Origin of the sequence: Arthrobacter sp. 18067 (assembly GCF_902706295.1) — a bacterium.
Taxonomy (GTDB): Bacteria; Actinomycetota; Actinomycetes; order Actinomycetales; family Micrococcaceae; genus Arthrobacter.
In genome coordinates, this window is the sequence record NZ_CACSJJ010000012.1 from 1 (window position 1) to 25,532 (window position 25,532).

Consider the following 25,532-nt stretch of genomic DNA (forward strand, 5'->3'; position numbering starts at 1 on the left):
ACAACCTGACCTCCCTGACCTCGACCAAAACCGACAACCTCAAGGTCACCACCACGCTGCCCGCCACCGCGAACAACGACTTCCAAGGCGCCACCTCCACCATCGGATTCTCCTTCACCGGCACCCAGCGCACCGAAACCACCAAGTAACACCCCGCAAACAGAACCAAGCACAGACAAGGAGGGCGATCACCATGACCACGCGGAACAGCTTCCTGCGCACCCTGGTGATCGCCGCCGTCGTTCTCCTTGGTCTGATTGCTGCCCCCACCGCAGCATTCGCCGCGTTCACCGACACCGAACGCGCAACCCCGCAGTTCTCCGCCGCCAGCCTCGCAGCACCGGCCGCCGCGAACGTGACCATGAGCTGCTCGTTCGGTATCCGCGCCACCGTCACCGTGAACTCCTTCAGCGCCGTGACCAACGCCAACTACCACGACGTCAAAATCTTCGACCGCTCCGGAAACCTCGAATTCACCGGCGACCTCAGCAAGGCCAGCGGCAAAAGCTACACCTCAGGCTACGAAGTCATCGGCACCTGGAGCTACGAAATCCGCGGCTACTACAAGGTCCCCGGCACCTCCAACACCTGGACGGGCAAAGTCCTCAAAGGCAACCTGAGCTGCTGAGCGCGCCGGCTGGCTGTCTATCAACTAACGGCGGTCAGGGCGTCGTCGTAGATCGCCAGGGCCTGGCGGACTTCTTCGGGGGTTACGACGGCGGGAGGCACCACGTGCACGCGGTTGTCGGCGATGAAGGGCAACAGTCCGCGGTTGAGCAGTTCCGCTTTGAGCTTGCCCATGAACGCTGCGCTGACGGGCTTGCGGGTCTGGCGTTCCTCCACGAGTTCGAGGGCCCAGAACACGCCGCGTCCGCGGACTTCACCGATGACATCATGCTTGGCGGCGAGGGCCTTGAGCCCTGGTTCGAGGTGGTCGGCGCCAATGCGTGCGGCGTTCCCTATGATGTTCTCTTCCTCGAAGGCTTCGATGGAGGCAACGATGGAGGCGGCGGCCAGGGGGTGGCCGGAGTAGGTGAGTCCGCCGGGAAAGACGCGTTCGTCGAAGGTGGCCGAGATTTCTTCGGAGATGATGACTCCACCGACCGGGACGTAGCCCGAGTTGACGCCCTTGGCGAAGGTGATGAGATCGGGCTTGACGTTGAAGGCATCCAGGGCGAACCAGTCGCCGGTGCGACCGAAGCCGGCCATGACTTCGTCCAGGATCAGGACGATTCCGTGCTGATCGCAGAGTGCGCGGACGCCCTCGAGGTAGCCGGGCGGCGGGAGCAGAATGCCTGCGGTGCCGGGAACGGTTTCGAGGAGTACAGCGGCTACGGAATGCGGCCCTTCGAGTTCGATGGTGCGGCGCAGATGCTGCAGGGCGCGCTCGGCTTCCTGTTCCGGAGTTTCGGCCCAGAACTCGGTGCGGTAGAGGTACGGGCCGAAGACATGCACGTGGCCCCGGGAGTACTCGTTGGGGATGCGGCGCCAGTCGCCGGTGGCGACGATCGCTGCACCGGTGTTGCCGTGGTAGGACCGGTAACGGGAGATGACCTTATCGCGGCCGGTGTGAAGGCGTGCCATGCGGATGGCGTTCTCGTTGGCGTCCGCGCCGCCGTTGGTGAAGAAGACCTTGTCCATGTTCGACGGTGCGTGGGACAGAATCTTCTGGGCGGCCAGGGCGCGGGTGTGGTTGGCATGTGAAGGAGCAACCGTGGTGAGGGTGTCCAGTTGCTGTTTGATGGCTTCGATGAGGCGCGGGTGCTGGTGGCCGATGTTGGTGTTAACGAGCTGGCTGGAGAAGTCCAGGTACGTCCTGCCTTCGTGGTCCCAGACAGTGCTGCCGGAACCGCCGGCGATCGCCAAAGGATTGAGTGACTTCTGGGCTGACCAGGAGTGGAAAACGTTCGCCTTGTCCAAGGATGCAACCTCGGGGTTGGTCAGCGGGGCGGCCAGAGTGGTCCGGGTGGGAGACATTGGAGGGTCCTCTCGAAAGGGCTGGTGGCTTTCCCTTCATCATGTGGTCTCGAAGTAAGCAGTGTCTCTCGACATTTGTATAGTTATTAGGGTGTGGAACTACGTTTTTCCAAGGAGTGCTTGAGCATGCCGCTAACCATCACCACGATCATCCATAACAGCTCGCTCAACCTGAGGCTGGTGACCCCTGGAGCCGCCGATCCTGCGGTAGACGCCCCGGTGTCGTGGGTCCACAGCTCCGACCTTGACGACCCCACACCTTTTCTCGACCCCGGACAACTGCTCCTGACGGATGGGACTCAGTTTCCGGTCGGCGATACTCCGGGCTCCCTCTACAGCGATTATGTGGAGCGGCTGGTCAACCACGGGATCTGCGGCCTCGGTTTCGCCACCCAAGTGATTCACGGCGTCTTGCCCCCAGGCTTGGTTGAGGCGTGCCGGAACCAAGGGTTGCCCTTGCTTGAGGTCCCGGACAGGACGCCGTTCATCGCTGTCATACGCTTCGTGGCAGATTGGCTGGCCAGGGAACAGAACGCGCGGTCTGAATGGTCGCTCCAAGCCCAACGGGCCATCGCGCGGGCCGCCCTGCGTCCCGACGGACTCCGATCCATATTGGCCGAACTCGAGCGCCAACTGCATGGCTGGGTAGCCCTGTTCGACGCCGCGGGAAACCACATCCTGATGCCCAACAACCGCCCCGTGCCGTCGTCACTGATGCCAGGCATCATGGATGCCGTGCGGAAATCCCTCGACCAAGGATCGCGCTCAGTATCCCAACTGACAGTAGACGGCGAGCAGATCACCCTGCAGACACTGGGACGCCGGCATCATCTGCGCGGAGTGTTGGTGTTGGGCGCCATCGAACCCCTAGACCCGGCCCGCACCGACATCATCAACAGCGTGATCGCGTTGGCAAGCCTTGCCCTGGAGCAGACGCGCACACTGGATACGGCACGCCGCCACCTGCGCGCGGGGGTCTTCGAACAATTGTTGGCAGGGAGCACGGATGTTGCCGAGCGCACGGCCCGGCAGGTCTGGGGCCGGCTCCCCGCGGACCCCCTGGTGGTGACCTTGGCCCAGCCTCCCGGGCAGGGACAGAACCTCTTGGAAGCATTGGAGCTGTTGTCGGACGACCACCGCGGTGCCGTCTTCTACGCCCAGCGGAACGAGAACATCGTGGTGCTGGCCGGGCACGCACTCCAGCAAAAGGTCACTGTTCTACTGGAGAGGTACGGCGCAACCGCAGGCGCTTCCGGGGAAACGGACTTCGCCCACCTCGCCAACGCATTGAAGGAGGCCGGGCGGTCATTGCAACGGGCTTTTGAACTCTCCCGCCCTTTGGTGGCCTTCGATGAGATCTCCCAAGGAGGGATGTTGGGCCTGCTGCACCGGGAAGAGGCTGGGTCAGTTGCTCGGCGCCTGATTGAGCCGTTGGCCAAGCATGATGAATCGGAGCAGACCCAACTGTTGCCGACGGTCACTGCGTGGCTGGCGAACAACTGCGTCTGGGACCGCACGGCGAAGGAGCTGGGGGTTCACCGGCACACCCTCAGGAACAGGATCGACGCTGCGGGCACCGTCCTGGGACTCAACCTCGACAGCCTGCGCGACAGGCTGGAACTATTCGCCGCCGTCGAGTTCCTGGAAGAGCGTTAGCCCGAAACGGGCGAAAGGTGAGAGAGCATCAGCTCGAAACGGGCGAAAGGTGAGAGAGCATCAGGCAGGTCCGACGCTCTCTCACCTCCCGGCCCTAAAACACCGACGCTCTCTCACCTCCCGTTAGTTCTGCGGGAAGCCCAGGTTGATGCCGCCGTGGCTGGGGTCGAGCCAACGTGAGGTGATGGCCTTTTCGCGGGTGAAGAACTGGAAGCCCTGCACACCGTAAGCCTTGGAGCTGCCGAAGATGGAGTCCTTGAAACCGCCAAATGAGTAGTAGGCCACCGGCACGGGGATCGGTACGTTAATGCCCACCATGCCCACCTCAACCTCCGTCTGGAAGCGGCGGGCCGCGCCTCCGTCGTTCGTAAAGATCGCCGTCCCGTTGCCGAAGGCGCCGGAGTTGATCAGGTGCAGGCCCTCTTCGTAGCTCTTCACGCGGACCACTGCCAGGACTGGCCCGAAGATCTCCTCGGTGTACACCCGGGAAGTGACCGGGACGTCGTCGATCAACGTCGGGCCAAGCCAGAAACCGTTCTGGTCCCCGTCCACCTCAATGCCGCGACCATCCACCACAACGTTGGCGCCGTCCTGGATGGCCACGTCAATGTAGGACGCCACCTTGTCGCGGTGTTGGCGGGTGACCAACGGGCCCATGTCGCAGTTGCGGCGGCCGTCGCCGATCTTCAGGGTGGACATGCGGGCAGTGATCTTCTCGATCAACGCATCGGCCACGGGCTCCACCGCCACCACGACACTGATGGCCATGCACCGCTCCCCCGCGGAACCGAAACCGGCGTTGATGGCAGCATCAGCGGTCAGTTCGAGGTCGGCGTCGGGCAGGACCAGCATGTGGTTCTTCGCCCCGCCCAGAGCCTGGACGCGCTTGCCGTTGCGGGCAGCGGTCTCGTAAATGTACTGGGCGATCGGGGTGGAACCGACAAAGGAAATCGCCTTCACGTCCGGGTGCTCCAGGAGCCCGTCCACTGCTTCCTTGTCGCCATGCAGGACGTTGAACACACCATCCGGAAGGCCGGCTTCGGTGAACAGGGCAGCGAGCCAGTTAGCCGCCGTCGGGTCCTTCTCGCTCGGCTTCAACACCACGGTGTTGCCGGCCGCGATGGCTATCGGCAGGAACCACAACGGCACCATGGCCGGGAAGTTGAACGGGCTGATGATGCCGACAACGCCCAGCGGCGCCTTGGTGGAGTAAACATCGACGCCGGTGGAGACGTTCTCTGAATGCTCACCCTTGATGAGGTGCGGGAAGCCGGTGGCCAGTTCCACGACTTCCTGGCCGCGGGTGATTTCACCGAGGGCGTCGGAGACCACCTTGCCGTGCTCGGAGGTGATGATTTCGGCGAGCTCGCCCTTGCGCTCGTTCAGCAGTTCCCGGAAGCGGAAGATGATCTGCTGGCGTTTGGTGATGGACATATCGCGCCAGGCCGGGAACGCCTTATGCGCCGAGGAGATGGCCGACTCGATGTCCTCGGCGTTTCCGAGGTTGACCAGCTTGGTTTCCCGGCCGAGGGCCGGATCGAAGACGGGAGCCGTGCGGTCCCCGGCCGACGGCGACTCCGCGCCACCGATCCAGTGCGGGACCACTTGGAGTTCGTTGATTTCAGTCACTGCATTCTCTTCTCTGACGGCGGATCGATGTGCGAAGCATCTGGTTCCACCGTAGGGAAGGGACCCGCAGGAAGAGGCACTACATTCAGTGAAAAACTGCTTGCCGAGTAGACAAATGTACAAATGCTTCCAGGTCACTATGTAGTGGTTAAGGCCCGCGACTACCGCCGAGGTGAATGGATCAAGGAAGTCCAGATTCCGCTGTTCCAACGGGGCCACCCCAATCGTTCCCGCCCGGTTAACCTTCCTGCCATCCCGCTTCCCTACTGTGATCCCGCTGGGGGACCGGAATCGACAGAGGGAAGACGTCAATGTGCACCGCAGAAGAAGAAACCACCACCCACAGCCGGAGTGTAAAGCTGGCCGATGCTGAGCTGAAGACCATGGGACTGAGCCGCCGGCGCATCCTGCAGTCGGCCGGCATCCTGGCCGCCGGCACCGCGGTGTCAGCAACGATTGCCCGGCCGGCGATGGCGAACCCGGGCGGGAACGACCCCCAACTGAAGTGGCTCGTCGGTGACCACCACGTCCACACCCAGTACAGCCACGACGCGAAGTACATGATCAAGCAGCAGCTGGACACTGCCCGGACCTACGGCGTTGACTGGGTGGCCCTGACGGAGCACAGCAATTTCGGCCATGCCAACAACGGCGGGGCGGTCAATGCCAACAAGGAGATCAAGGCCCAGCGAGCTGCCCGCCCTGACCTGCTGATCTTCCAAGGGCTCGAGTGGTACATCCCCGGCGCGGAGCACGCCTCGGTACTCGTTGCTCCGGGTCCGAACGAGGTCAATCTCCTGCGCACTTTCGAGCTCGTGTGGGACGGCAAGCTGAACCAGTGGGAGAAGCCAACCCCTGGAACGGCACAAGTGGAGACCTTCGAACGCAAGGCCGTGGAAGCCCTCGCCTGGCTGGCCAACCAGCGACGTTCCGGCTACATCGACGACGTGGTGGCCTTGGCCAACCACCCCATGCGTCTGGGTATCGATTCCCCGCACGAACTCCGGGCCTGGCGCGACGCCGCACGCGACATCATGATCGGCATGGAAGGCGCACCGGGTGCCCAAGGTTCCGGAGTCAGCCAGTTCTCCAGGGCCGGCGACCAGCGTGGCGAGTACACCAACAACCCCACCCAATACAGCTTCCCTGGCTACCCGGCCGACGCCTTCCGCCCCTATGGGGGTTTCGACTGGGCCACTGCAACCGTGGGCGGGGTGTGGGACTCCATGCTCGCCGAGGGACTGCCTTTCTGGATCACTTCCAACTCGGACAACCACCTCACGGTGAAGGACAACTGGAAAACCGGCCCCTACCCCTCCGAGGAGCCCTACCTTAGCCTGCCCAACGAGTTCGACCGGTGGTCCGTTACCGGCAAGCGGCCCGACCCTTTCGAAACCGGCGAAAAGCAAGGCGGCAGCGACTACTGGCCGGGGCAGTTCAGCCGCCTCCACACCGGCGTCACGGGCCGCTCATACACGGGAGTTTTGGACGCCATGCGCAGGGGCCGCATGTGGGCGGACCACGGACACTTGCTGCAAGGACTGGACGTCCGCGTCCGCGAAGTACGTGGGAACAGCGCCGGCAACAGCAACGGCCGCAACGGCGTCACCCTTGGTTCCCGCCTGCAGGTGAGGCGAGGTGCCGACGTCGAAATTTCGATCACCATCACGACGACGGACTACCGCAACTCCGCGGGCATCCTGCCAAAGCTCGCCCACGTAGATGTTATCGGCGGTGCCGTTACGGGCGCAGCGGCCAATCGGGACACCTTGAGGGCTCCGGGAACCACCGTCTGGAAGCAGATGGATGTGTCGGGCCGCTCAGGAACATTCACCATTAAGCACGTCATCAAGGACGTCCAGACGAACTGCTTCTTCAGGCTCCGGGGCAGCGATGGAAACCGGCACGGGGCCGGATACTACGGCGCGTCCGTGGATCCGGCAGGTCCCATCCGCCACGGTGACAACCTCGGCGACGCCGATCCGTGGACGGACACCTGGTTCTACGCGAACCCTGTGTTCATCGACGTCACCGGATAATCCCCAACTCCTCGAGCTGCGCTGACATCCCGGCACCGTCCGGGGCGTAGATCCACGGGACGCCAGGAGTGGGCTGGCTCCCGGACTTGGACCTGCCACCGGCGAGTACCGCTTCACCCGCGGAGAGCTGGCGGATGGCGATGGCCCTGACATTCTCCGGATGGCGCTGGGCGAACTCTGAGTAGATGGCTTCGTCGTGTTGCCCGTCGTCGCCCACCAGCAACCATTTGATATTGGGGAACTCTTCAGCGAGGCGCTCCAGCGAGTTCCTCTTGTGCTCCTGGCCGCTGCGGAACCAGCGGTCAGGAGTGGGGCCCCAGTCGGTCAGGAGCTTGGGACCGGCAGGGTACAGGTTGCGGGACAGGAACCGCGACAACGTGGGCGCTACGTTCCAGGCTCCCGTGGACAGGTACAAAACGGGAGCCAAGGGCGCTGTCCTGGCGATCCGTTCGTAGAGCACGGCCATGCCTGGCGTCGGGGTCCTCGCGTGTTCATTGAGAACAAAAGTGTTCCACGCAGCCAGGAAAGGACGCGGCAACGCGGTCACCATGACGGTGTCGTCGATGTCTGACACGACTCCGAAGTCTGCGTCGTCAGCAACGATCTCCACCGGGGCTTCCACAACGTGGGCCTCGCCGGATTGGAGGGTGATCGTGTGCCAGCCGGCGTCGAGGGCAACAGGGATATTGGCATCCACCACGCCTCCGCGGTCGGCAACCACATCGTAAACCGTGCCCGCGATGGTCACGCGCACTGCTGCGTGGGCCACGGGTGCACTGGTGAAGTTTCGCCAGCCGCGCATGCTTTCCTGCAACGGTTTGGCGTGGCCTGCTGCGTCCCGGGGATCGCTCCGTACAACCCGGGCGAGAACCCGGACCCAGGACGTGGAACCGTAGCCCGTATAGGGAATCACTGTCTCTACCCGGCCACGCCGGATGGCAATGCGCGTCTGGAAACCCAGCCACGCGTCGTCGAGCCTCATGGCCAGGTGGCGGCGTCCGTTGGCCGCCGGTTTGGGTCCGTCACTTTCAACGGCGTCGGACTGGGGGCGCGGTTTCATGGGACGGGGAGACATGCGTCCAGTCTTCCATGGCCGGCCCGCTAACGCAGGGCGCCCATCCACTTCATCAGGTCCGGCAGGGCGTCCAGCGCTACGGTCCCGTGAGTGGCATCAGGAAGGACATGGGATTCGACGACGGTCCCTCCTTGCGTCTGGGCTGCGACATAGGCCGCGGTGATTTCGGGGCGGACCAACGTGTCCTTTGCACCTTGGGCGACGAACAGCGGAGCGGGCAAGGGAGCTTGTGCCGGCGTGTTCTCGGCAAGGAGCTCGCTCCATCCTGGAATCTTGGTCGGATCGCCGGTGACGAACGAGCCAATCAGAGGATCCGCGATCTTGTGCAGTTCGCTGTTTTGGCCCAACAGGCAGAGCTTGGCCATGCCCGGCGCAGCGGAAGCTCCGGCAGGGGTGAGGATCGACGTCAGCGGATTACTGGGAAGCCTCGACGCGTAAGCCTGGGCGTAGGAAGTGAAGGCGTAGGCCCCGATTGTCACGCCTGAGACGTCACCGATGTCAGCGCTGAGCAAGGCCCCGAGGTTGGTGGCCGGGGCTGCAACGGCGACGCCGGCGATGGTCAGCTCGGAGGCATAGCCCGCTGCCCGTTGTGCGGCGAAGATCGCGGCGTGCCCACCCTGGGAATGACCCCACAACACAACGCGGTCGCCGGCGCCGATTCCGTCGATCAGCCGGGCCGCCCGCGCAATATCCAGGTCCCCGTGGTGGGATGCGCCCACGAGACGACTGTCCGCGTGCCATCTGCAGCTGGAGCAGCGGGTGCGATGACCAGACCCGAAACCAGAGTGTCCGCACCGTTGACATCGGTGGAGTGGTAAAGGATCCGCCACGCCTTGGAGCCCTCGGCGGCACCCGTGACAGGCTCCTCCCGAACAATCGTCCCGGGGGCAGCAGCGCCGGGCGCCGGGGTAGGCGCGTCATAAAACGGGGCCACAGCTGATTCAAGGACAGCCCCTTCCCCCACCCGCACACCAAAATCGATCAAGCGGATGGCGCTGGGGGCCGCCGCGATTCCCGCCACGATGAGCAGAGCCAGCAGAACCCGCCGGACGGTGGACTGACCGCGGGAGCGCGCGTGAGGTTCAGGTGATGGTGCCCGCCCGTCAGCCATGGTGGCCCTCAATCCGGTATAGGAAGCTGTACCGAGAAATATAGGATGCCGGGCAGACTGACGCCAGCGTGCGGCGGTTCCTGGTGGCGCGCGTTGACGTAGCGCAGGTCACGATCTATGATTTATGAATCGATTCAAGATGTAACCTTCCTCACGCTGAATGAGCACCACATTGTTCAGTCTTGGATGGGAAGAGCTCTTGTTCCTTGCCAACGACGACATAGGAGTTCAACCGCAATGAGTGTCATGCACGGGAGGGATGTCCCCTCCACCCAGAACGAAGCCACCGGCCACAAGGATCCCAGGAAGGCCGCGATGAGCGGTTGGATCGGAAGTGCGCTGGAGTACTACGACTTCGCCCTGTACTCACTGGCAGCGACCCTCCTCTTTCCCACCATTTTCTTCCCCACCGAGAATCCCACCGTGGGCATTATCGCCTCGCTGGCCACGTATGCGGTGGGCTATGTTTCCCGCCCCCTCGGCGCCGTAGTCCTTGGTGCCTACGGTGACCGCCACGGGCGCAAAAAGGTGCTCGTGTTCGCGATGCTGCTCATGGGCTTCGCCACCTTTGCAGTGGGGCTCCTGCCCACCTACGGGCAAGTGGGGCTTCTTGCTCCCGTCCTCCTGGTAATCCTCCGCCTGATCCAAGGTTTCGCGGTCGCGGGCGAACTGGGCGGCGCCAGCGCGATGATCGTGGAGCACTCCCCCGATTCCAAGCGTGGCTTCTTCGCCAGCTTCAGCCTGCAGGGCACGCAGGTGGGCTCCATCCTCGCCACAGCCGTGCTGATTCCGCTCGCCGCCCTCCTCCCGGAAGAACAGTTCCACTCGTGGGGTTGGCGCCTGCCCTTCCTGCTCAGCGCCGTCGTGATTATCGCCGGGTACGTCATCCGCCGCCGCGTGCAGGAGCCGCCCGCCTACCTGGCTCAGTCTGAAGACGCCACCGCCAAACGCAGGTTCCCCCTGGTCGACCTCCTGCGCACCCACCCGTGGGTCCTCGTCCGATGCATCCTCATGACGTTCACCAATGTCATCGGCATGGCCACCCTCATTTTCGGGGTCTCCTTCGCCACCCAGAAGGGCTACGGCATCGGCTTCTCCAGCAGCGAATTCCTTTGGGTCACCATGGCTGCCAATGTGGCCGCAGTAGCCACCATCCCGTTGTTCGGTGCCCTGTCAGACCGAATCGGCCGGCGTGCCCTCATGGTGGCCGGTGGAATCTCCGGCGGACTGCTGACCGTGGGGTACCTCTGGGCGATCGAACAGCGAAGCCTGCCGTTGGTGTTCATCTGCGTTGTGATCGTGCAAGGCATCCTCTTCCAGATGTGGAACGCCACCTTTGCCACCTTCTTCCAGGAGCAGTTCCCCATGCGGATGCGGGTGACAGGTTTCGCGGTCTCACAAAACATCGGCCTCATGATCGCGTCGTTCTTCCCGAGCCTTTTCACAGCGATCGCTCCCCCGGGATCAGCGAACATCCCCATGGTCATCGGCCTGACCACACTGGGAATCTGCCTTGTCTCGGCGGTAGCCACCCTGCTGTCTTCGGACACCAAGGGCAAGACGCTGGAGGACCTCGAGGTCCGCTGACGGACGACGGCGGCAGCTCGCCCGGTTCTGCAAGGAACCCAGGTGACCTGCCGCCGTCGTGCATTAGGAGCTAGTCCTTGACCAGCTCCGCGGTCTGGCTGGCCGGAGCGACTGCGTCACGCACCTTCTTGCCGCGGGCATAGCCCACCAGCCCAAGGGCCAGGATGCAACCGAGGGTGCCAAGCGCAAAAGCCTCGAACGTGAACTGCGAGACGCCCCACGTTGCTTCGAAGTCGTATTCCAAGCCGAAGAGCACGTCCAGGGTTCCCGGGAAGATAGCCACCCAGGACCCGACCAGGATCCAGGCGAAGCAGATGTAGCCGAGGATACGGAAGCCCGCGTCCGGGACCGGAACCTTGAAGGGCCGGTCAGCGTGTGGATATTTGCTCCGGAGCTTCACCGCCGCAGGTATCGCCAGCAAGTAGCTGAGCAGGAACGTCGAGATCGCGATGGAGAGGACCACTCCGAACAGTGCGCTGCTGGTGCCGCTGAGCTGCATGGCCGCCAGCATGAACAGGGTCGCCACCACACCGGAGAGCGTATTGACGCGGATAGGCGTGCCCAGCTTTGGATGGAAGCGGCCGAAGAAGCCTCCGAAGAAGGAGCCATCTGCTGCAGCCATGGCCTGCATGCGGTCACTGATGATCATCCACGCGGCACCTTGCGAGACCAGGATGAAGCAGAAAACTACCGCGGAAATGGACAACATGACCTCAGCGGCAGGGCCAAAGACTGTATAGACCGTGGCCACTGCGCCGAACAGCCCTCCAATACCGGTGATCTGGTCCAGCGGCACCACCAGCAGGATGGCAAGGATGGGGAGCAGGTAGCTCGCGGCCGCAATCATCGAGGAGCGGGCCACCGAGATGGGAACATCCTTGGCCGGGTTCTTCATCTCTCCTGCTGCGCTGTTGCCGGACTCGAAGCCGAGGAACGAGAACAGCAGTAGTGGAGTGACGCCCAGGAAGCCGGCAAGCGTTGGCGAGAAGAAGCCCAGGTCCAAGCCGTTGAAACCATGCTGCAGCCCGTAAACCAACGTGACGATGATGAAGAAGGTCAGAAATGCGACCTTGAGGATGGCGCCCAGCGACGGCAGCCACTTGCCGTGCTTCAGGCTGATGATTGCCGAGGTCACCGTGATCCAAATGAACACCAGCTTGAAAATGTAGTCACTGACGCTGCCGGCCTCCACATGGCCCACGTACTCGGACCACGTTTCCACTGCCACGAAGGCCATGGCACCGCCCACCCAGACCGGCTGCGTTACCCAGGTGAAAAGGGACGTGATGGCTGCAACCACGCGGCCAAACGCCATCTTGGTCCAGACGTAGACGCCGCCCTCTTCGGTGAAGGCGCCGCCGGTCTCGGCGAAGATCAGTCCATACGGGACCATGAACGTGACGGCCAGAATGAGCGTCCAGGTAAAGGTTTCCCCGCCGAAACCGGAGACCTGGCCCAGGACCTCAACTGAAATGACGGCGGCGACCACCAACAACAAGATGTCGAAGCGGCCAAGGGATTTTTGCAGATGCTTGCTCTGCTCTTGCGCGAGCCGGGTTGAGGCTACTGGCTGATCCATGATCGATCCTTTGCTACTGCTTAAGTTTGCTACTGAGCAAGAAGGGTGGGAAGGGAGAGTGTCTTCACGACTGGTGCGATGGGGAGGGACAAGCGGGTTCTCGTCTACGTTGACGTGGTCCGGTCCACTGTGAGCCCCAGCGTAGGCGCGGGAACTGCATCACGTAAACCATGGAATTGTGATGCTTATCAACGTTTTTACAGATGAAAAAACTCAGCCGAACTGGATCCATGCAGTCTTCAGCGCGGTGTAGTTGTCGAAGGCGTGCAGGGAGAGGTCCCGGCCAAATCCGGACTGCTTGAAGCCCCCGAACGGCGTGGTGTTCCCCAGAGCGTCCACGGTGTTGACGGAGACCGTTCCGGCCAGCAACTCCCCTGCCACCCGATGGCCGCGGGACAGGTTGGAGGTCCAGACGGACGCTGCCAACCCATAGTCGGTGGCATTGGCCAAACGCACCGCCTCGTCCTCCGAGTCGAAGGCGTGCAGTACCGCCACGGGACCAAAAATCTCCTCGCGGTGGACCTCGTGGTCCGCCGGGAGGCCGCCGAGCAGCGTGGGTTCCAGATAGGCGTCGGAGCCGTGAATTTCCCGCCGCTCGCCACCGAAAAGCACCTCACCTTCGGCACGGCCACGCCGGATCCAGCCCTCGACGTCGGACGCGTGGGCGCTGCTGATCAGGGCTCCGTTGCCTTCCAAACCGGCCAGTGGATCCGCGGGTCGATAATCGGCCGCCGCCTCGGCAAACAAGGCTGCGAACTCGTCGTGGATAGCCCGCTGGACCAGGACCCGTGAGTTCGCGGAGCATACTTGGCCTTGGTTATAGAAGGCCCCAAAGGCAGCTTTGGCTGCCGCCTCACGCAGGTCGGCCGTGTCGGCGAAGATGATGTTGGAGCTCTTGCCGCCCGCTTCGAGGCTCAGCCGCTTGAGGTTGCTGCGGCCCGAGGCTTCCAGCAAGGTGCGGGAAACGGCAGTGGATCCCGTGAAGGCCAGGGCATCAACGTCCATATGGTGCGCCAAAGCCGCGCCGACTTCGCGGCCCGTGCCGGTAATGATGTTCAGCACCCCATCCGGGAGGCCCGCCTCCGTCGCCAATTCGGCGAGGCGCAGCACACTCAGTGAGGTCTGTTCGGCGGGCTTGAGCACTACGGTGTTTCCGGCAGCGAGCGCCGGTGCCAGTTTCCACACTGCGATTTCCAGCGGGAAGTTCCACGGCACGATGGCCGCCACCACGCCCAGGGGCTCGCGCGTCACCAGGGCAGTGGCCCCGGGCGGGACTGCCGGTAGTTCACCATTCTGCTTGTCGGCTGCCTCCGCGTACCAGCGGAGTGTGGAGATAGCGCCGGGCACGTCCACGGTGGTGGTCTGCAGGATCGGCTTGCCGCTGTCCAGCGTCTCCAGGAGCGCCAGCTCATCGGCGTGCCGCTCCATCAGCGCGGCGAGCGCCAGCAGCAGGCCCTTCCGCTTTTCGGCCCCCAAGCGGGACCACGACGGGAAAGCCCGCCTGGCGACCGCTACTGCGCGATCGACGTCGTCGGCGCCGCATGCAGCCAGGTCAGCAAGGACACGGCCGTCAATCGGGCTGCTCGTGGAGCGCGTTAGTCCAGAACTGGATGCTGCTCGTCCGCCGTCGATGTACGCCCTCCCGTCGGTCGTCAGGGCGTCGGCTCGGCCGTGCCAGTCGGAGGACAGCGTGATGGAAGTGGTGTTCATGGTGACTCCTGGGTTTCGGGGGTTTCAGTCTTGGTGCGGTGTTGCGGGACGGGTCATGCGGAGGGCGGCCGAAGCAGCCATGAGGCAAAGCAGTTCAACGCCGATGAGGGTGAGCATTGCCGGCTGGTGGTCCGGCACTGAGGCGTCTTGGACCTTGACGTGATGGCTGCCGGCGCCAGTCCCCAGCAGCAGGACCAGATGGATCAGGATCATCCCGGCACTCATGGCCAGGAGGTGTCCGGCGGCGCGTGGTGCAGCCGGCCTGCCGCGCAAGCGCAATCTCCTCCGGGTGGGAGAACCTGCCATGGGTGCGGCGCAGGCCAAGCACGCAATGCCCATCGCCGCCATCCACCAGCCCATGGCGCCTGCCGGGACGTTTGCTGCTGCCACCACATGGGCTACCGCACTTCCCGCCGCGGCCACGCCCACAAGGCCCGCGGAAACGGGCGTGGCTGTGTCTCGCCGCCAGGGTAGGCGGGATTGATGGTTCATGGTTCTCCTGGCCGCCGGCGACGTTTGGGGGGAGGACTTTACGCCGGGCTTGTGAGGTGGGTAACATCAAAGCGTTGGTTGAACAGTTGTACCATCAAAAATCGACTTCAGGAAGTGCCATGACCCTTCAAACCACCCCTTTGGCCGCAACGACGCAGGCTCCGCTGGGGCAGCATCCGCTTGAGCAGCTCTCGGCACAGGAAATCCACCTGGCCCGGCGGATCCTGGCGGAGGCCGGCCTCGTCGCAGAGACCACCCGCTTCGCCTATCTGGGCCTGATCGAGCCACCCAAGGCCGCCTTCCAGGGAGACACCGCAGACACCCCTCGCTTGGTTCGCGCCATGCTCTGGGACGCTGCGCAGTCGCGCTCCCTCGACGTGCGCCTTTCGCTGACCACAGGGCTCGTCGTGGACAAGCGTGAACTGAATCCGGAAATCGATGGCCAGCTGCCGGTCCTCCTGGAGGAATTCGGGATCATCGAGGACATCCTGGCTGTGGATCCACAGTGGAACGCAGCCTTGGCCAGCAGGGGCTTGACGCCGGCGCAGGTCCGCGTCGCCCCTTTATCAGCAGGCGTTTTCGAGTACGGCAACGAGGAAGGCAAACGTCTGCTTCGCGGCCTCGGGTTCCGCCAGGACCACCCCGCAGACCACCCGTGGGCCCACCCGATTGACGGGTTGGTGGCGTTTGTTGATGTGGAGAACCGCCGGGTGAACCACCTCATCGATGACGGCCCGGTCCCCGTCCCCGAGGTCAACGGCAACTACACCGACCCCACGATTCACGGCGAACTCCGCACCGACCTGAAGCCGATCGAGATCACCCAGCCCGAGGGTCCCAGCTTCACGTTGGAGGGCAATCACCTGTCCTGGGCAGGCTGGGACCTGCGCGTAGGCTTCGATGCCCGCGAAGGATTGGTGCTCCACCAACTGCACCACTCGCACCAGGGTCGCAGGCGGCCGGTGGTCCACCGCGCGTCCATCTCCGAAATGGTGGTCCCCTACGGCGACCCTTCCCCCTACCGCAGCTGGCAGAACTACTTCGATTCCGGAGAATACCTGGTGGGCCGGGACGCCAACTCGCTCAAGCTGGGTTGCGACTGCCTGGGCGACATCACGTACATGTCGCCTGTGGTGGCCGATGACTTCGGAAACCCGCGAACCATCGAGAACGGCATCTGCATCCATGAGGAAGACGCAGGAATCCTGTGGAAGCACACGGATGAGTGGGCCGGCTCCAATGAGGTTCGCCGCAACCGCCGACTGGTGGTCTCGTTCTTCACCACCGTGGGCAATTACGATTACGGCTTCTACTGGTACCTGTACCTGGACGGCACCATCGAGTTCGAGGCGAAGGCCACGGGCATCGTGTTCACGGCAGCGCTCCCGGACAAGGACTATGCCTACGCTTCCGAGATCGCTCCGGGCCTTGGCGCGCCCTACCACCAGCACCTCTTCAGCGCCCGGCTGGACATGATGATCGACGGCGGGACGAACCGGGTTGAGGAACTGGACCTGGTGCGACTGCCCAAAGGACCAGGAAATCCGCACGGCAACGCCTTCACGCAGAAGCGCACAGTGTTGGCCCGTGAATCGGAGGCAGTCCGCGACGCCGACGGCACCAAGGGACGGGTGTGGCACATCAGCAACCCCGGGTCCCTGAACCACTTGGGCCACCCTGTGGGCTACACCCTCTACCCGGAGGGCAACCCCACGCTGGCCATGGCGGATGATTCCTCGATCGCCTCGCGGGCCGCCTTCGCACGGCACCACCTCTGGGTCACGCAGCACGCCGAGGACGAGCTCTACGCCGCCGGCGACTTCGTCAACCAGCACCCCGGGGGTGCAGGGCTTCCCGCATACGTGGCCAAGGACCGTAATCTTGACGGCCAGGACCTCGTGGTGTGGCACTCGTTCGGCCTGACGCATTTCCCCCGTCCTGAGGACTGGCCCATCATGCCCGTGGACACCACCGGCTTCACGCTGAAGCCGCACGGCTTCTTCGATCAGAACCCCACCCTCAACGTGCCATCGTCGGCGGCGGGCCACTGCGCCACCGCCGTCGGGCAGGCCGAGCCCGGCCACTGCGCGCACTGAAGCCGGGCACACAGAGCACCCACTTACCACCGCGGGGAAACGCACGCGCGTTCCCGCGGTGGTAGGGTGCTCACGGCCCGGCCATGGCCACCCGCCCGAACGAAGGAGCAGCATGCCCCGCTTGGTTGATCACGAGGAACGTCGCCGTTCCATCATCGAGACCACGTGGCGGCTGATCGCGGAGCAGGGCATCGAGAACGCCAGCATGCGCGACATTGCCCGGGAGTGCGGCTACGCGGCACCGGGCGTGCTGGCCCACTACTTCCCCAATAAGGACGCACTGCTGCTGGCGTCCTATGAGTTGATCTGCGAACGCACCAACGAACGCATCGCGGCTGGCACGGCGGGTCGCCGCGGACTATCAGCCTTGCGCAGCCTGTGCCTGGAAATCATCCCGGCCGACCCCCTCACCGTGGTGGAAGCCCGCGTGGCAGTTTCCTTCTGGCAGCGCGCGCAGACCGAAGACGCGCTGCGCGCCGTCGGTCGGGAGGCCCTGCTGCACTGGCGGGGCCTGGTGATGGGCTTCCTCGCCCAAGCAGAGCACGACGGCGAATGCGAACCTTTGGTGGACCCGGACGCGGTAGCCGATGAGCTGCTGAACATCATGATGGGCCTGCACGTCACCTCCATGCTGGATCCGGACGCCGTCACAGGTTCCCGGCAGCGGCATCTGGTGGAGCGGGCGCTTGCACGGCTGGCCGCCCGGAAACAGGCGTAGCCCGGGCTCAGAATCTGAGCCCGGGCTGCGCCTTGTCTTTAGTTATGCCACCTCGGTCAGTGACTGATCGGAGGCGCTTCCTTGGCGGCCACAGAAACTGGTAACGCCGTGACTGCGTCCTCGCTCAGAAGGTCCTTGCCTTTGCTTTCCTTCATGCTCAGCACGGCAGCCAGCCCAATCAGGCCTACCAGGATCAGGTAGAACGCGGGCATCATGTCGTTTCCGGTCTGCGCAATAAGCCAGGTCAGGACGAACGGGACGGTTCCGGCGAAGATGGCCGCAGTGACGCTGTAGGCAATGGAGAGCCCGGTCTGCCGCGTGCGGGTGGGGAAGAGTTCGGCAGCCGCGGCCGCATGGACACCCAGGATGAGAGCCAGGATGACGCCCAGTCCAATGGTGCTGACGATGCCGGCCCAGGCTGTGCCCGTTTGCATGATCAGGAACAAGGGATAGGCCAGCACCACCAGTGAAACGGCGGCAGTGATCAGGAGCGGCTTCCTTCCGATTCGGTCTGACAGCGCCCCCACAAACGGTACGAGAATCAGGCCGGCCACGGACGCTGCCGTCGAAAGCAGCGCGGCCGTTCCGGCGTCGAAACCCAATACTTTCTCCTGATAGGTGAGGAGATACACGAGCACTACGTAGAAGGTCACGTGCATCATGACCTCCAGGCCGCTCATCTGCAGCAGCTGCTTCCGGTGCTTGGTGAAGACCTCCTTGACGGGGCTCTGCGGGACGTTGCCCAGTTCCTCCAGTGAACGGAATTCCGGGGTGTCTTCAATCTTGGACCGGATGTAGAAGCCAATGACCCCCAGGGGAACCGCGATCAGGAAGGGAATGCGCCAGCCGCCATCGGCGATGGCTTGGGCGTCCATGGCGCTGGAGAGCACGAAGACCACCAGCGAGGCCGCAAGGAATCCCAAGAGGCTTCCGAATTCGAGCCAGCTGACGCCGAATCCGCGGTGTTTCCTGGGTGAGTACTCAGCCAGGAAGGCGGCTGCGCTTCCGAACTCGCCTCCAGCTGCGAGACCTTGAACCACACGGGCAGCCACCAGGAGGATGGGCGCCCACAAACCGATTGCGTCATAGGTGGGCAGAAGTCCCACCACCAGCGTGGCGCCACTCATGGACAGGATGACGATGGAGAGCGTCTTCTTCCGTCCGATCCTGTCGCCCAGCGTTCCAAAGACCAAGGCGCCCAAGGGACGGACGCCGAAGCTGATGGCGAAGACGGCGAAGACTGACAGCAGAGCTGCTGTGCTGTCCTGTTGCGGGAAGAAGACTACCGCGATGGTGGAAGCGAGATAGGCGTAGATGGCCCACTCGAACCAGTGGACAAAGACGCCGATGGAACCGGCGGCAACGCTGGTGCGCAAACCCTTTCGGCTGATCTGCCCCTCGATGTTATTGGTGTTCACAGTTCCTCCTGGAGGAAAAGATCCGATGCTGGGTGGGGAGAGCGAGTCCGCGGCGGTCGACGTTGACCGCCCTGGGACTGCGCCACCAGAGCGCGTGATGTGGATCACGCCCGTTTGCTGGTATGACCATTTTCGGACGTTGGAATGTGATCTGTCGAATAGATTTTTAACACCAAGTGCATCTGCTGAGCAGATGCTGGGAAGGAAATGACCTAGCTTCGGGCCGAACGCGCAGCAACCACTTGGTGCCTGACCGCTTGGGCTACTGCCCGCACCCTCGCCGTGGGGCGGTGGGACTTCAGGTGCGCCAGAACTGTCTTCAATTCAGGCACGTCGTCGCGGATTTCGACGGCGGCCAGCTGGCCGCCGTCGTACGTCAACTGGTGTTGCGGCCGCTGGTGGAGGATGGAATAGCCGAGGCCCCGGGCTACGAACGTGCGCACAGTTTCATAGCTGGCCGAACGGAACCTGACGTCCGGCTCCTGGCCACCCAGCCTGGCGATGGAGAGCATGAGGTCGCGGGTGTGCGGCAGGTCCAGCAGAACAAAGGGCTCACCGCTCAGTGCCGACAGTTGAACGGTCTTCGATCCGGCCAACTTATGGTGCGGCGGAAGTGCCACATACGGCCTGACGGTGTCCACCACCGAGCTGGCGATGGCTTCGGGCAGGTCGAGGTCGTAGCACAGCGCCAAGTCCGCCTGCCCGCTGAGCAAGGCCGCGATGCAGCCTGACGTGTCGGTTTCGATGACTTCCGCTTCAAGGGCCGGGTGGTCTTCCCGCAATTTGGTCAGCACCCCGGGAAGCAGGAACGGCGCCAGGGTACTGAAGCAGGCAATCCGGATGCGCCCGGCGACGCTCTGATGCTCGCCGCGTGCGTGATCGATGCTCTCCTCAACCTGCGCAAGGATGGCCTGGGCATCCCGGACGAACAGCTCACCAGCCGGCGTCAGCACCAGGCCTTTGGATCGCTGCCTGATGAAGAACTGCGTTCCTACGTGCCGCTCCAGTTGGGCAATGGCGGCCGATACTGCCGACTGGGCCACGTTCAGGCGGACGGCCGCTCCCGTCATGGACAACTGGGCTGCCGCTTCGACGAAATAGCGCAACTGCGTCAGGGTCACATCCATGCGACGAGAATACACCCTGCATCAGAAAAGTCGATGCAATCGTTCTAAAAGAACTGTTGGACAGATTTAGGGAGCCGCAGGAAGCTGAAGGATACGAGCACCCGGCTAACAGGACTGAAAGGCAAAGCTGCGATCATGAAGCACCAGCGTATCCGCACGTTCAATACCAAAGAGACCTATCCCGAACAGAACCTGGATAACGATCTGTGCCAGGCAGTAGTAGCCAATGGTGTGGTCTACCTCCGTGGCCAGATCGGGCAGGACCTGGAGACGCGCGAATCGGTAGGAATCGGCGACGTCGAAGCCCAGGCGGAGAAGGCCATGGCCAACATCGACATGTTGCTCAAGGAAGCCGGCAGCAGCCTTGAAGACATCGTCAAGGTGACCGTCTACCTCATCGATCCCCGCTACCGCGAAACCGTCTACCGCACCATGGGCCGCTGGCTCAAGGGAGTTTTCCCCGTCTCCACCGGCATTGTTGTCCAAGCCCTGGCCCGACCGGAATGGCTCGTGGAAATTGACGCCACGGCAGTGCTCTCCACGAAGGGACAGCAGTGACGTTCAGCATTGCCGCCACGGACGGCCACGGCAGGTTCGGCCTGGCGGTCTCCTCCTCCTCCCCCGCTGTTGCCGCGCGGTGCGCGCACCTTCGCGATGGTGTGGGCGCCGTCAGCTCGCAAAACATCACAGACCCCCGGCTGGGAACAGCGCTGCTCGACCGCCTGCAAGCCGGCTATTCCGCGCAGCAGGCGATTGACGCCGTCGTGCAGGAATCACCCGCTGTGGACTACCGGCAACTGGTGGTCCTGGACGCCAACGGACGATCCGCAGTGTTCAGCGGGGCACATACGCTTGGCGTGTTTGGCGAAGGCCGTGGCGCGAACAGTGTGGCTGCCGGCAACATGCTGGCACATCCGGGCGTTGCCCAGACCCTCTGCGACGCATTTGAATCCTCCTCCGGGGAGCTGGAACTACGTCTCATGACCGCCCTTCGTGCGGCCGAGGCGGCCGGCGGCGAAGCTGGCCCCGTGCGGTCGGCAGGCATCTCTGTGGTATCCGGACACGGCTGGCGGGACACGGACCTGCGTGTGGACTGGCATGAGGACCCGATCGCGGAACTGGAACAACTCGTGGGGGTATGGCTCCCGCAGCGGCAGGACTACGTGGTCCGGGGCCTGGACCCAGCCGCTTCCGTCAGTTACGGGGTGGCCGGCGATGAACGCTGAAGCAGTGACAACCGTGGATGCCGACGTTCAGCGCAAGCGGGTGCTTGACTCCGTCACCGAGCAGCAGCCGGAGCTGGTCCGGCTCTCAGAGACCCTCCACGCCAACCCCGAACTCGGCTGGCAGGAACATCGTGCCGCCGGTTGGACAGCTGACTACCTGTCCGCGCACGGCTTTGAGGTGGAAACGGAGTACTTGGGCTTCCCCACTGCGATCCGTGCAGTCTTCGGAACGGGCTCCCGCCGCATCGGACTAATGGCCGAATACGATGCCCTCCCAGGTCTTGGCCACGCGTGTGGCCACAACATCATCACAGCCGTCTCGTGCGGTGCCGCAGTAGCCTTGGCGGAGTTCGCCGCCGAACGTGACCTGACAGTGGAACTCTACGGAACACCGGCCGAAGAAGGCGGTGGCGGAAAGATCGAACTCCTCAAGAAGGGCGCCTTCCAGGGCCTGGATTTGGCCATGATGGCACATCCCAGCCCTGTCGATTCAGCAGAAGCCCGCCCGTACGCTGTGGCCCACAACCATGTGGAATACCGAGGCAAATCAGCTCACGCTGCGGCCTATCCCGATCAGGGAGTCAACGCCAACGACGCGTTCATTGTTGCCCAGGTGGCGTTGGGCCTCCTTCGCCAACAACTGCCGCCCGGTACCCGGGTCCATGGGATCCAGACGCGTGGTGGCGAGGCACCCAACGCCATACCGGAAAAGACCGAGGGCCGCTGGTACGTCCGTGCCGAATCGCTTGCGCTGTTGGGCGAGCTGGAGGAGCGGGTGCAGCGGTGCTTCGAAGCCGGGGCTTTGGCGTCCGGCTGTGAGTTGTCCGTAACTCCGGAATCGGAGCCCTACTCGGAGTTCCGCACGGACCTTCGGGCACTTGAGCTGTACGTGCAGCATGCGCAGGCCCTCGGCCGCGACTTCAACGCGCCCCCGGAGCAAGCCACCATGAACCGGGCGTCAACAGACATGGGCAATGTGTCCCAAGTCGTTCCGGCCATCCACCCCTATATCGGACTTGGCTGCTTCCCGGCAGCCAACCACCAACCCGAGTTCGCCGCGCACTGCGTCGGCGACGCTGCCAACCTTGCCATTCACGACGCCGCAGCCGCTTTGGCACTGACGGCGCTGGATTACCTGGCAACGTAGCCAGGCAATCCATCAGGACTTCCAGGAACAGGACCATGACAGATCAACCATCCTCTCCCCTGCCGGAGACACGGCGGGAGCATGACAGCCTCGGGGACGCAGACGTTCCCGAGGCTTCCTACTGGGGCATCAGCACACACCGGGCCGTGGATAACTTCCCGGTCAGCGGAAGAACCATCGGCACCCTGCGTTCCCTCATCTGGAGCCTGGGTGCCGTGAAGTACTCTGCCGCACGTGCAAACGAAAGCCTCGGCCTGCTCGATCCGAACAAATCCACAGCCATCCAAAAGGCGTCCTTGGAAGTCATGGATGGCCTCCTGGACGAGCAATTCGTAGTGGACACCATCCAGGGTGGGGCCGGGACCAGCACCAATATGAACGCGAACGAGGTCATTGCCAACCGCGCGCTGGAGCTCATGGGTCACCGCAAGGGAGACTACCCGGCACTGCATCCCATTGATGATGTGAACCGCAGCCAGTCCACCAACGACGTCTATCCCACGGCCATCAAAATTGCCCTCCAGCGGGAAATATCGGAGTTCTGCGCCGAGCACGCCAAGCTCATCCAGGCCTTCGATGCCAAAGCCACGGAGTTTGCCGACATCATCAAGGTAGGGCGCACCCAGCTGCAGGACGCCGTGCCCATGTCCATGGGGCAGGAGTTCGGGGCCTTCGCGGACACTCTCCGGGAGGACGGGCACCGGCTCCTTGAACTCCTTCCACACTTGCGGGAATCCAACCTTGGAGCCACGGCCATTGGCACAGGCATCACCGCTTCCCCCGGCTACCGGGAAGCTGTGATCCGTGAGCTCAGTTCAATCACAGGCCTCCAGCTAAGCTCCGCGAGCAACCTCGTGGAAGCCACCAGCGATACTGGCGTCTTCATGCTCGTCTCCGGTGTCTTGAAGAGGGCCGCGGTGAAGCTTTCCAAGATCTGCAACGATCTCCGTTTGCTTTCATCGGGTCCGCAGTCGGGCTTCGGGGAGATCTCGCTTCCCGCAGTGCAGGCAGGGTCATCCATCATGCCAGGGAAGGTCAACCCGGTTATCCCCGAGATGGTCAACCAGGTTGCTTTCCGGGTTATCGGCGCGGACGCCACCGTGACCATGGCTGTGGAGGCCGGCCAGCTCCAGCTCAATGCCTTCGAGCCGGTCATCGCTGACGCTTTGCTGGAGTCCATCGCTTGGCTCACCGTGGCCTGCCGCCAACTCCGGACGCACTGCGTGGACGGCATCACAGCCAATACCCAGGTGCTGCAGCAACGGATGGTGGAATCGATCAGCGTGGTCACCGGATTGGCACCCCTGATCGGGTACGCGGCTGCGGCGGAGCTGGCCAAGGAAGCTTTGGCCACCCATCGGGGCATCGCAGAACTGGTGCTGGAACGCGGTCTGCTTGATCCGCAGCGGATGGAGGCGGCTCTTTCAGCGAGGTCGCTGGCAGGGCTCGGCTGAGCCGACAACCGCGCAAGGCCCGACGGCGGTACTCACTCGAGTGCCGCCGTCGGGCCTTTCCCATCAGGAAGTCGGGCCGTTTCGGTAAGGATCCACCACGGTTGCTTGGGCACAGCGAAAGGGACCATGCCTTGGCATGGTCCCTTTCGCTTGCCTCTTGTAGCGTTAGACGGCTCCGCTGGCTACAAGCGCATCCTGCTCGTTGTGGACCAGGTAGCTCCGCTGGATGGTGATCTGGTCGGCAACGTATTTGGCGTCATGCCACACGCCCCAGATGAAGCTGGATCCGCGGCGTGACTGCCACGGCAACCCAAGGAAATAGACGCCGGGTTCGGTGGACACGCCACGCTGCTGCAGGGGTTTTCCCTTGTCATCGAAGGCGTTCACTTGCAGCCAGCTGTAGTCCACCGCGAAACCTGTTGCCCACACGATTGACGTAATTCCCGCCCCGGCGAGGTCAAGCTCGCGAAGGGGGTTAATGAGACTCTCGGGGTCCGGGCGCAGGAAGCGGGCTTCGGGTTCTTCCGGCAGATCCAGGCCGTTGCGTTCAACGTAGGCATCAGCCTCGTCCAGCAACTCCAGGTAATGGGCGTCGCCGTTCGCGATGTTGGTACGGAGGTCATCCGCGAAACGCATGGTGCCGTCCTGGAACGCCGTAGTCCGCCCCACGAGCTTGATCCCGTTGCCGGCGAGCGCACGGAAATCGACGGTGTGGCCGCCGTCCGCTCCGCTGACCGCAATAGTGACATGCTCGGCACCCTGAGCAGGAGTGGAGGCATCCCACTTGCCGAGTACCCCCAGCCACCAGCAGAAGTCCCGCCCGCGGTAGTTCCGCGGTGGACGGTCATGCGGCCCAACGGACAGGTATACCTGCCGGCCGGAGCGCTGGATTTCCGCAGCGATCTGCACGCCCGATGACCCAGCCCCGACCACCAGCACGCCACCTTCCGGCAACTGGCCAGGGTTGCGGTACGAGCTTGAGTGCATCTGAATGAGTCCGGAAGTCTCGGGAACGACGGCGGGGATCACCGGCCGCTGGAACGGCCCTGTGGCGGCTACGACGTAGCGCGCATTGAACTCTCCATCGGACGTCTGAACATGGAAGCCCGGCACGCCGACGTTCCTGCGCACGGATGTCACCTCCACACCACACCGGATGGGCGCGCCAATCTTCTGGGCGTACGCCACGAAGTAGTCGGCCACCTGCTCCTTGGAGGGGAACGAGCCGGGCTCCACGTCATTGAATTCCAGCCCAGGGAACCGATCATGCCAGGCCGGCCCATTCGCAACCAGGGAATCCCATCTCATGGAGCGCCACCGCTCAGCGATACGGTGGCGTTCCAGGACGATATGGGGGATTCCCTTCTCGTTCAGGTGCTCGCTCATCGCTACCCCGGCCTGGCCTGCGCCTACGACGAGGACCTCAACCTCTTGGATTGACATGTGATCTCCTATTTGGCGAAAGGTCACAGCGCGCACAGCCAGCTCCCT

21 protein-coding genes are annotated in these 25,532 nt (G+C 63.5%); 10 read left to right on the plus strand and 11 right to left on the minus strand.

The annotated features are described in order from the left end of the window. Nucleotides 1-193: 193 nt before the first annotated feature. Nucleotides 194-628 carry a SipW-dependent-type signal peptide-containing protein gene (locus GVL04_RS12865; protein WP_159704999.1) on the plus strand — a complete coding sequence of 145 codons (435 nt, stop codon included), beginning with the start codon at nt 194-196 and terminating at the stop codon, nt 626-628. 20 nt (nt 629-648) lie between these two features. Here GVL04_RS12865 and GVL04_RS12870 read toward each other — a convergent pair whose 3' ends face one another. Further along, on the minus strand, nt 649-1,977 hold the full coding sequence (locus GVL04_RS12870) for an aspartate aminotransferase family protein (protein WP_159705002.1): 1,329 nt from the start codon (nt 1,975-1,977) through the stop codon (nt 649-651). A 126-nt stretch (nt 1,978-2,103) separates the two neighbouring features. Here GVL04_RS12870 and GVL04_RS12875 point away from each other — a divergent pair, with 126 nt between their 5' ends. After that, the gene (locus GVL04_RS12875; protein WP_159705005.1) at nt 2,104-3,633 is read left to right on the plus strand and encodes a PucR family transcriptional regulator; all 1,530 of its coding nucleotides are present in this window, start codon (nt 2,104-2,106) and stop codon (nt 3,631-3,633) included. 123 nt (nt 3,634-3,756) lie between these two features. On the opposite strand, the gene GVL04_RS12880 is transcribed toward GVL04_RS12875, so the two are convergent. Continuing rightward, nucleotides 3,757-5,262: a CoA-acylating methylmalonate-semialdehyde dehydrogenase gene (locus GVL04_RS12880; protein WP_159705008.1), complete on the minus strand. Its 1,506-nt coding sequence runs from the start codon at nt 5,260-5,262 to the stop codon at nt 3,757-3,759. 311 nt (nt 5,263-5,573) lie between these two features. On the opposite strand from GVL04_RS12880, the gene GVL04_RS12885 reads away from it, so the two are divergent. Continuing rightward, on the plus strand, nt 5,574-7,301 hold the full coding sequence (locus GVL04_RS12885; protein ID WP_159705011.1) for a PHP domain-containing protein: 1,728 nt from the start codon (nt 5,574-5,576) through the stop codon (nt 7,299-7,301). On the opposite strand, the gene GVL04_RS12890 is transcribed toward GVL04_RS12885, so the two are convergent. Genes GVL04_RS12890 through GVL04_RS12900 form a run of 3 tightly spaced genes read right to left on the minus strand, consistent with a single transcriptional unit; the run spans nt 7,291 to nt 9,487 of the window. Further along, complete coding sequence (locus GVL04_RS12890) at nt 7,291-8,376, minus strand: App1 family protein (protein WP_159705014.1); 1,086 nt, start codon at nt 8,374-8,376, stop codon at nt 7,291-7,293. The two genes, GVL04_RS12885 and GVL04_RS12890, sit on opposite strands and share 11 nt — an antisense overlap. A 26-nt stretch (nt 8,377-8,402) precedes the next feature. Further along, nucleotides 8,403-9,095 (minus strand): alpha/beta fold hydrolase, encoded by a 693-nt coding sequence (locus GVL04_RS12895; protein WP_159705017.1) that lies wholly within the window; start codon nt 9,093-9,095, stop codon nt 8,403-8,405. After that, nucleotides 9,044-9,487 carry a hypothetical protein gene (locus GVL04_RS12900; protein WP_159705020.1) on the minus strand — a complete coding sequence of 148 codons (444 nt, stop codon included), beginning with the start codon at nt 9,485-9,487 and terminating at the stop codon, nt 9,044-9,046. The genes GVL04_RS12895 and GVL04_RS12900 overlap by 52 nt, the downstream gene beginning before the upstream one ends. Nucleotides 9,488-9,724: 237 nt before the next feature. Here GVL04_RS12900 and GVL04_RS12905 point away from each other — a divergent pair, with 237 nt between their 5' ends. After that, a complete protein-coding gene (locus GVL04_RS12905) occupies nt 9,725-11,074 on the plus strand; it encodes an MFS transporter (protein WP_159705023.1) in 1,350 nt (449 codons plus the stop codon). Between the two features lie 70 nt (nt 11,075-11,144). Here the strand turns inward: GVL04_RS12905 and GVL04_RS12910 are convergent, their stop codons facing one another. The 3 genes from GVL04_RS12910 to GVL04_RS12920 form a co-directional block, all read right to left on the minus strand. Further along, nucleotides 11,145-12,653 (minus strand): APC family permease, encoded by a 1,509-nt coding sequence (locus GVL04_RS12910; protein ID WP_159705026.1) that lies wholly within the window; start codon nt 12,651-12,653, stop codon nt 11,145-11,147. Nucleotides 12,654-12,866: 213 nt separating this feature from the next. Continuing rightward, a complete protein-coding gene (locus tag GVL04_RS12915) occupies nt 12,867-14,363 on the minus strand; it encodes an aldehyde dehydrogenase (RefSeq protein WP_159705029.1) in 1,497 nt (498 codons plus the stop codon). A gap of 24 nt (nt 14,364-14,387) precedes the next feature. Continuing rightward, nucleotides 14,388-14,855 (minus strand): hypothetical protein, encoded by a 468-nt coding sequence (locus tag GVL04_RS12920; RefSeq protein ID WP_159705032.1) that lies wholly within the window; start codon nt 14,853-14,855, stop codon nt 14,388-14,390. Between the two features lie 119 nt (nt 14,856-14,974). Here GVL04_RS12920 and GVL04_RS12925 point away from each other — a divergent pair, with 119 nt between their 5' ends. Next, entirely contained in the window at nt 14,975-16,951 is a 1,977-nt protein-coding gene (locus GVL04_RS12925) for a primary-amine oxidase (RefSeq protein WP_159705035.1), read from the plus strand. Between the two features lie 112 nt (nt 16,952-17,063). Continuing rightward, nucleotides 17,064-17,669 carry a TetR/AcrR family transcriptional regulator gene (locus tag GVL04_RS12930; RefSeq protein WP_159705038.1) on the plus strand — a complete coding sequence of 202 codons (606 nt, stop codon included), beginning with the start codon at nt 17,064-17,066 and terminating at the stop codon, nt 17,667-17,669. Between the two features lie 56 nt (nt 17,670-17,725). On the opposite strand, the gene GVL04_RS12935 is transcribed toward GVL04_RS12930, so the two are convergent. Then, entirely contained in the window at nt 17,726-19,087 is a 1,362-nt protein-coding gene (locus tag GVL04_RS12935; RefSeq protein ID WP_159705041.1) for an MFS transporter, read from the minus strand. Nucleotides 19,088-19,299: 212 nt separating this feature from the next. Continuing rightward, complete coding sequence (locus tag GVL04_RS12940; RefSeq protein WP_159705044.1) at nt 19,300-20,214, minus strand: LysR substrate-binding domain-containing protein; 915 nt, start codon at nt 20,212-20,214, stop codon at nt 19,300-19,302. Nucleotides 20,215-20,349: 135 nt separating this feature from the next. On the opposite strand from GVL04_RS12940, the gene GVL04_RS12945 reads away from it, so the two are divergent. From GVL04_RS12945 to GVL04_RS12960, 4 genes are read left to right on the plus strand one after another with little or no spacing between them, the layout of a single operon-like run. Then, nucleotides 20,350-20,772 (plus strand): RidA family protein, encoded by a 423-nt coding sequence (locus GVL04_RS12945; RefSeq protein ID WP_159705048.1) that lies wholly within the window; start codon nt 20,350-20,352, stop codon nt 20,770-20,772. Further along, on the plus strand, nt 20,769-21,440 hold the full coding sequence (locus tag GVL04_RS12950) for a DUF1028 domain-containing protein (RefSeq protein WP_159705051.1): 672 nt from the start codon (nt 20,769-20,771) through the stop codon (nt 21,438-21,440). The genes GVL04_RS12945 and GVL04_RS12950 overlap by 4 nt, the downstream gene beginning before the upstream one ends. Then, entirely contained in the window at nt 21,430-22,587 is a 1,158-nt protein-coding gene (locus GVL04_RS12955) for a M20 family metallopeptidase (protein WP_159705054.1), read from the plus strand. Before GVL04_RS12950 ends, GVL04_RS12955 begins: the two co-directional genes overlap by 11 nt. A gap of 35 nt (nt 22,588-22,622) precedes the next feature. Continuing rightward, the gene (locus tag GVL04_RS12960; RefSeq protein WP_159705057.1) at nt 22,623-24,041 is read left to right on the plus strand and encodes an aspartate ammonia-lyase; all 1,419 of its coding nucleotides are present in this window, start codon (nt 22,623-22,625) and stop codon (nt 24,039-24,041) included. Nucleotides 24,042-24,206: 165 nt separating this feature from the next. Here GVL04_RS12960 and GVL04_RS12965 read toward each other — a convergent pair whose 3' ends face one another. Beyond that, nucleotides 24,207-25,484 carry an NAD(P)/FAD-dependent oxidoreductase gene (locus tag GVL04_RS12965; protein WP_159705060.1) on the minus strand — a complete coding sequence of 426 codons (1,278 nt, stop codon included), beginning with the start codon at nt 25,482-25,484 and terminating at the stop codon, nt 24,207-24,209. Between the last annotated feature and the right edge of the window lie 48 nt (nt 25,485-25,532).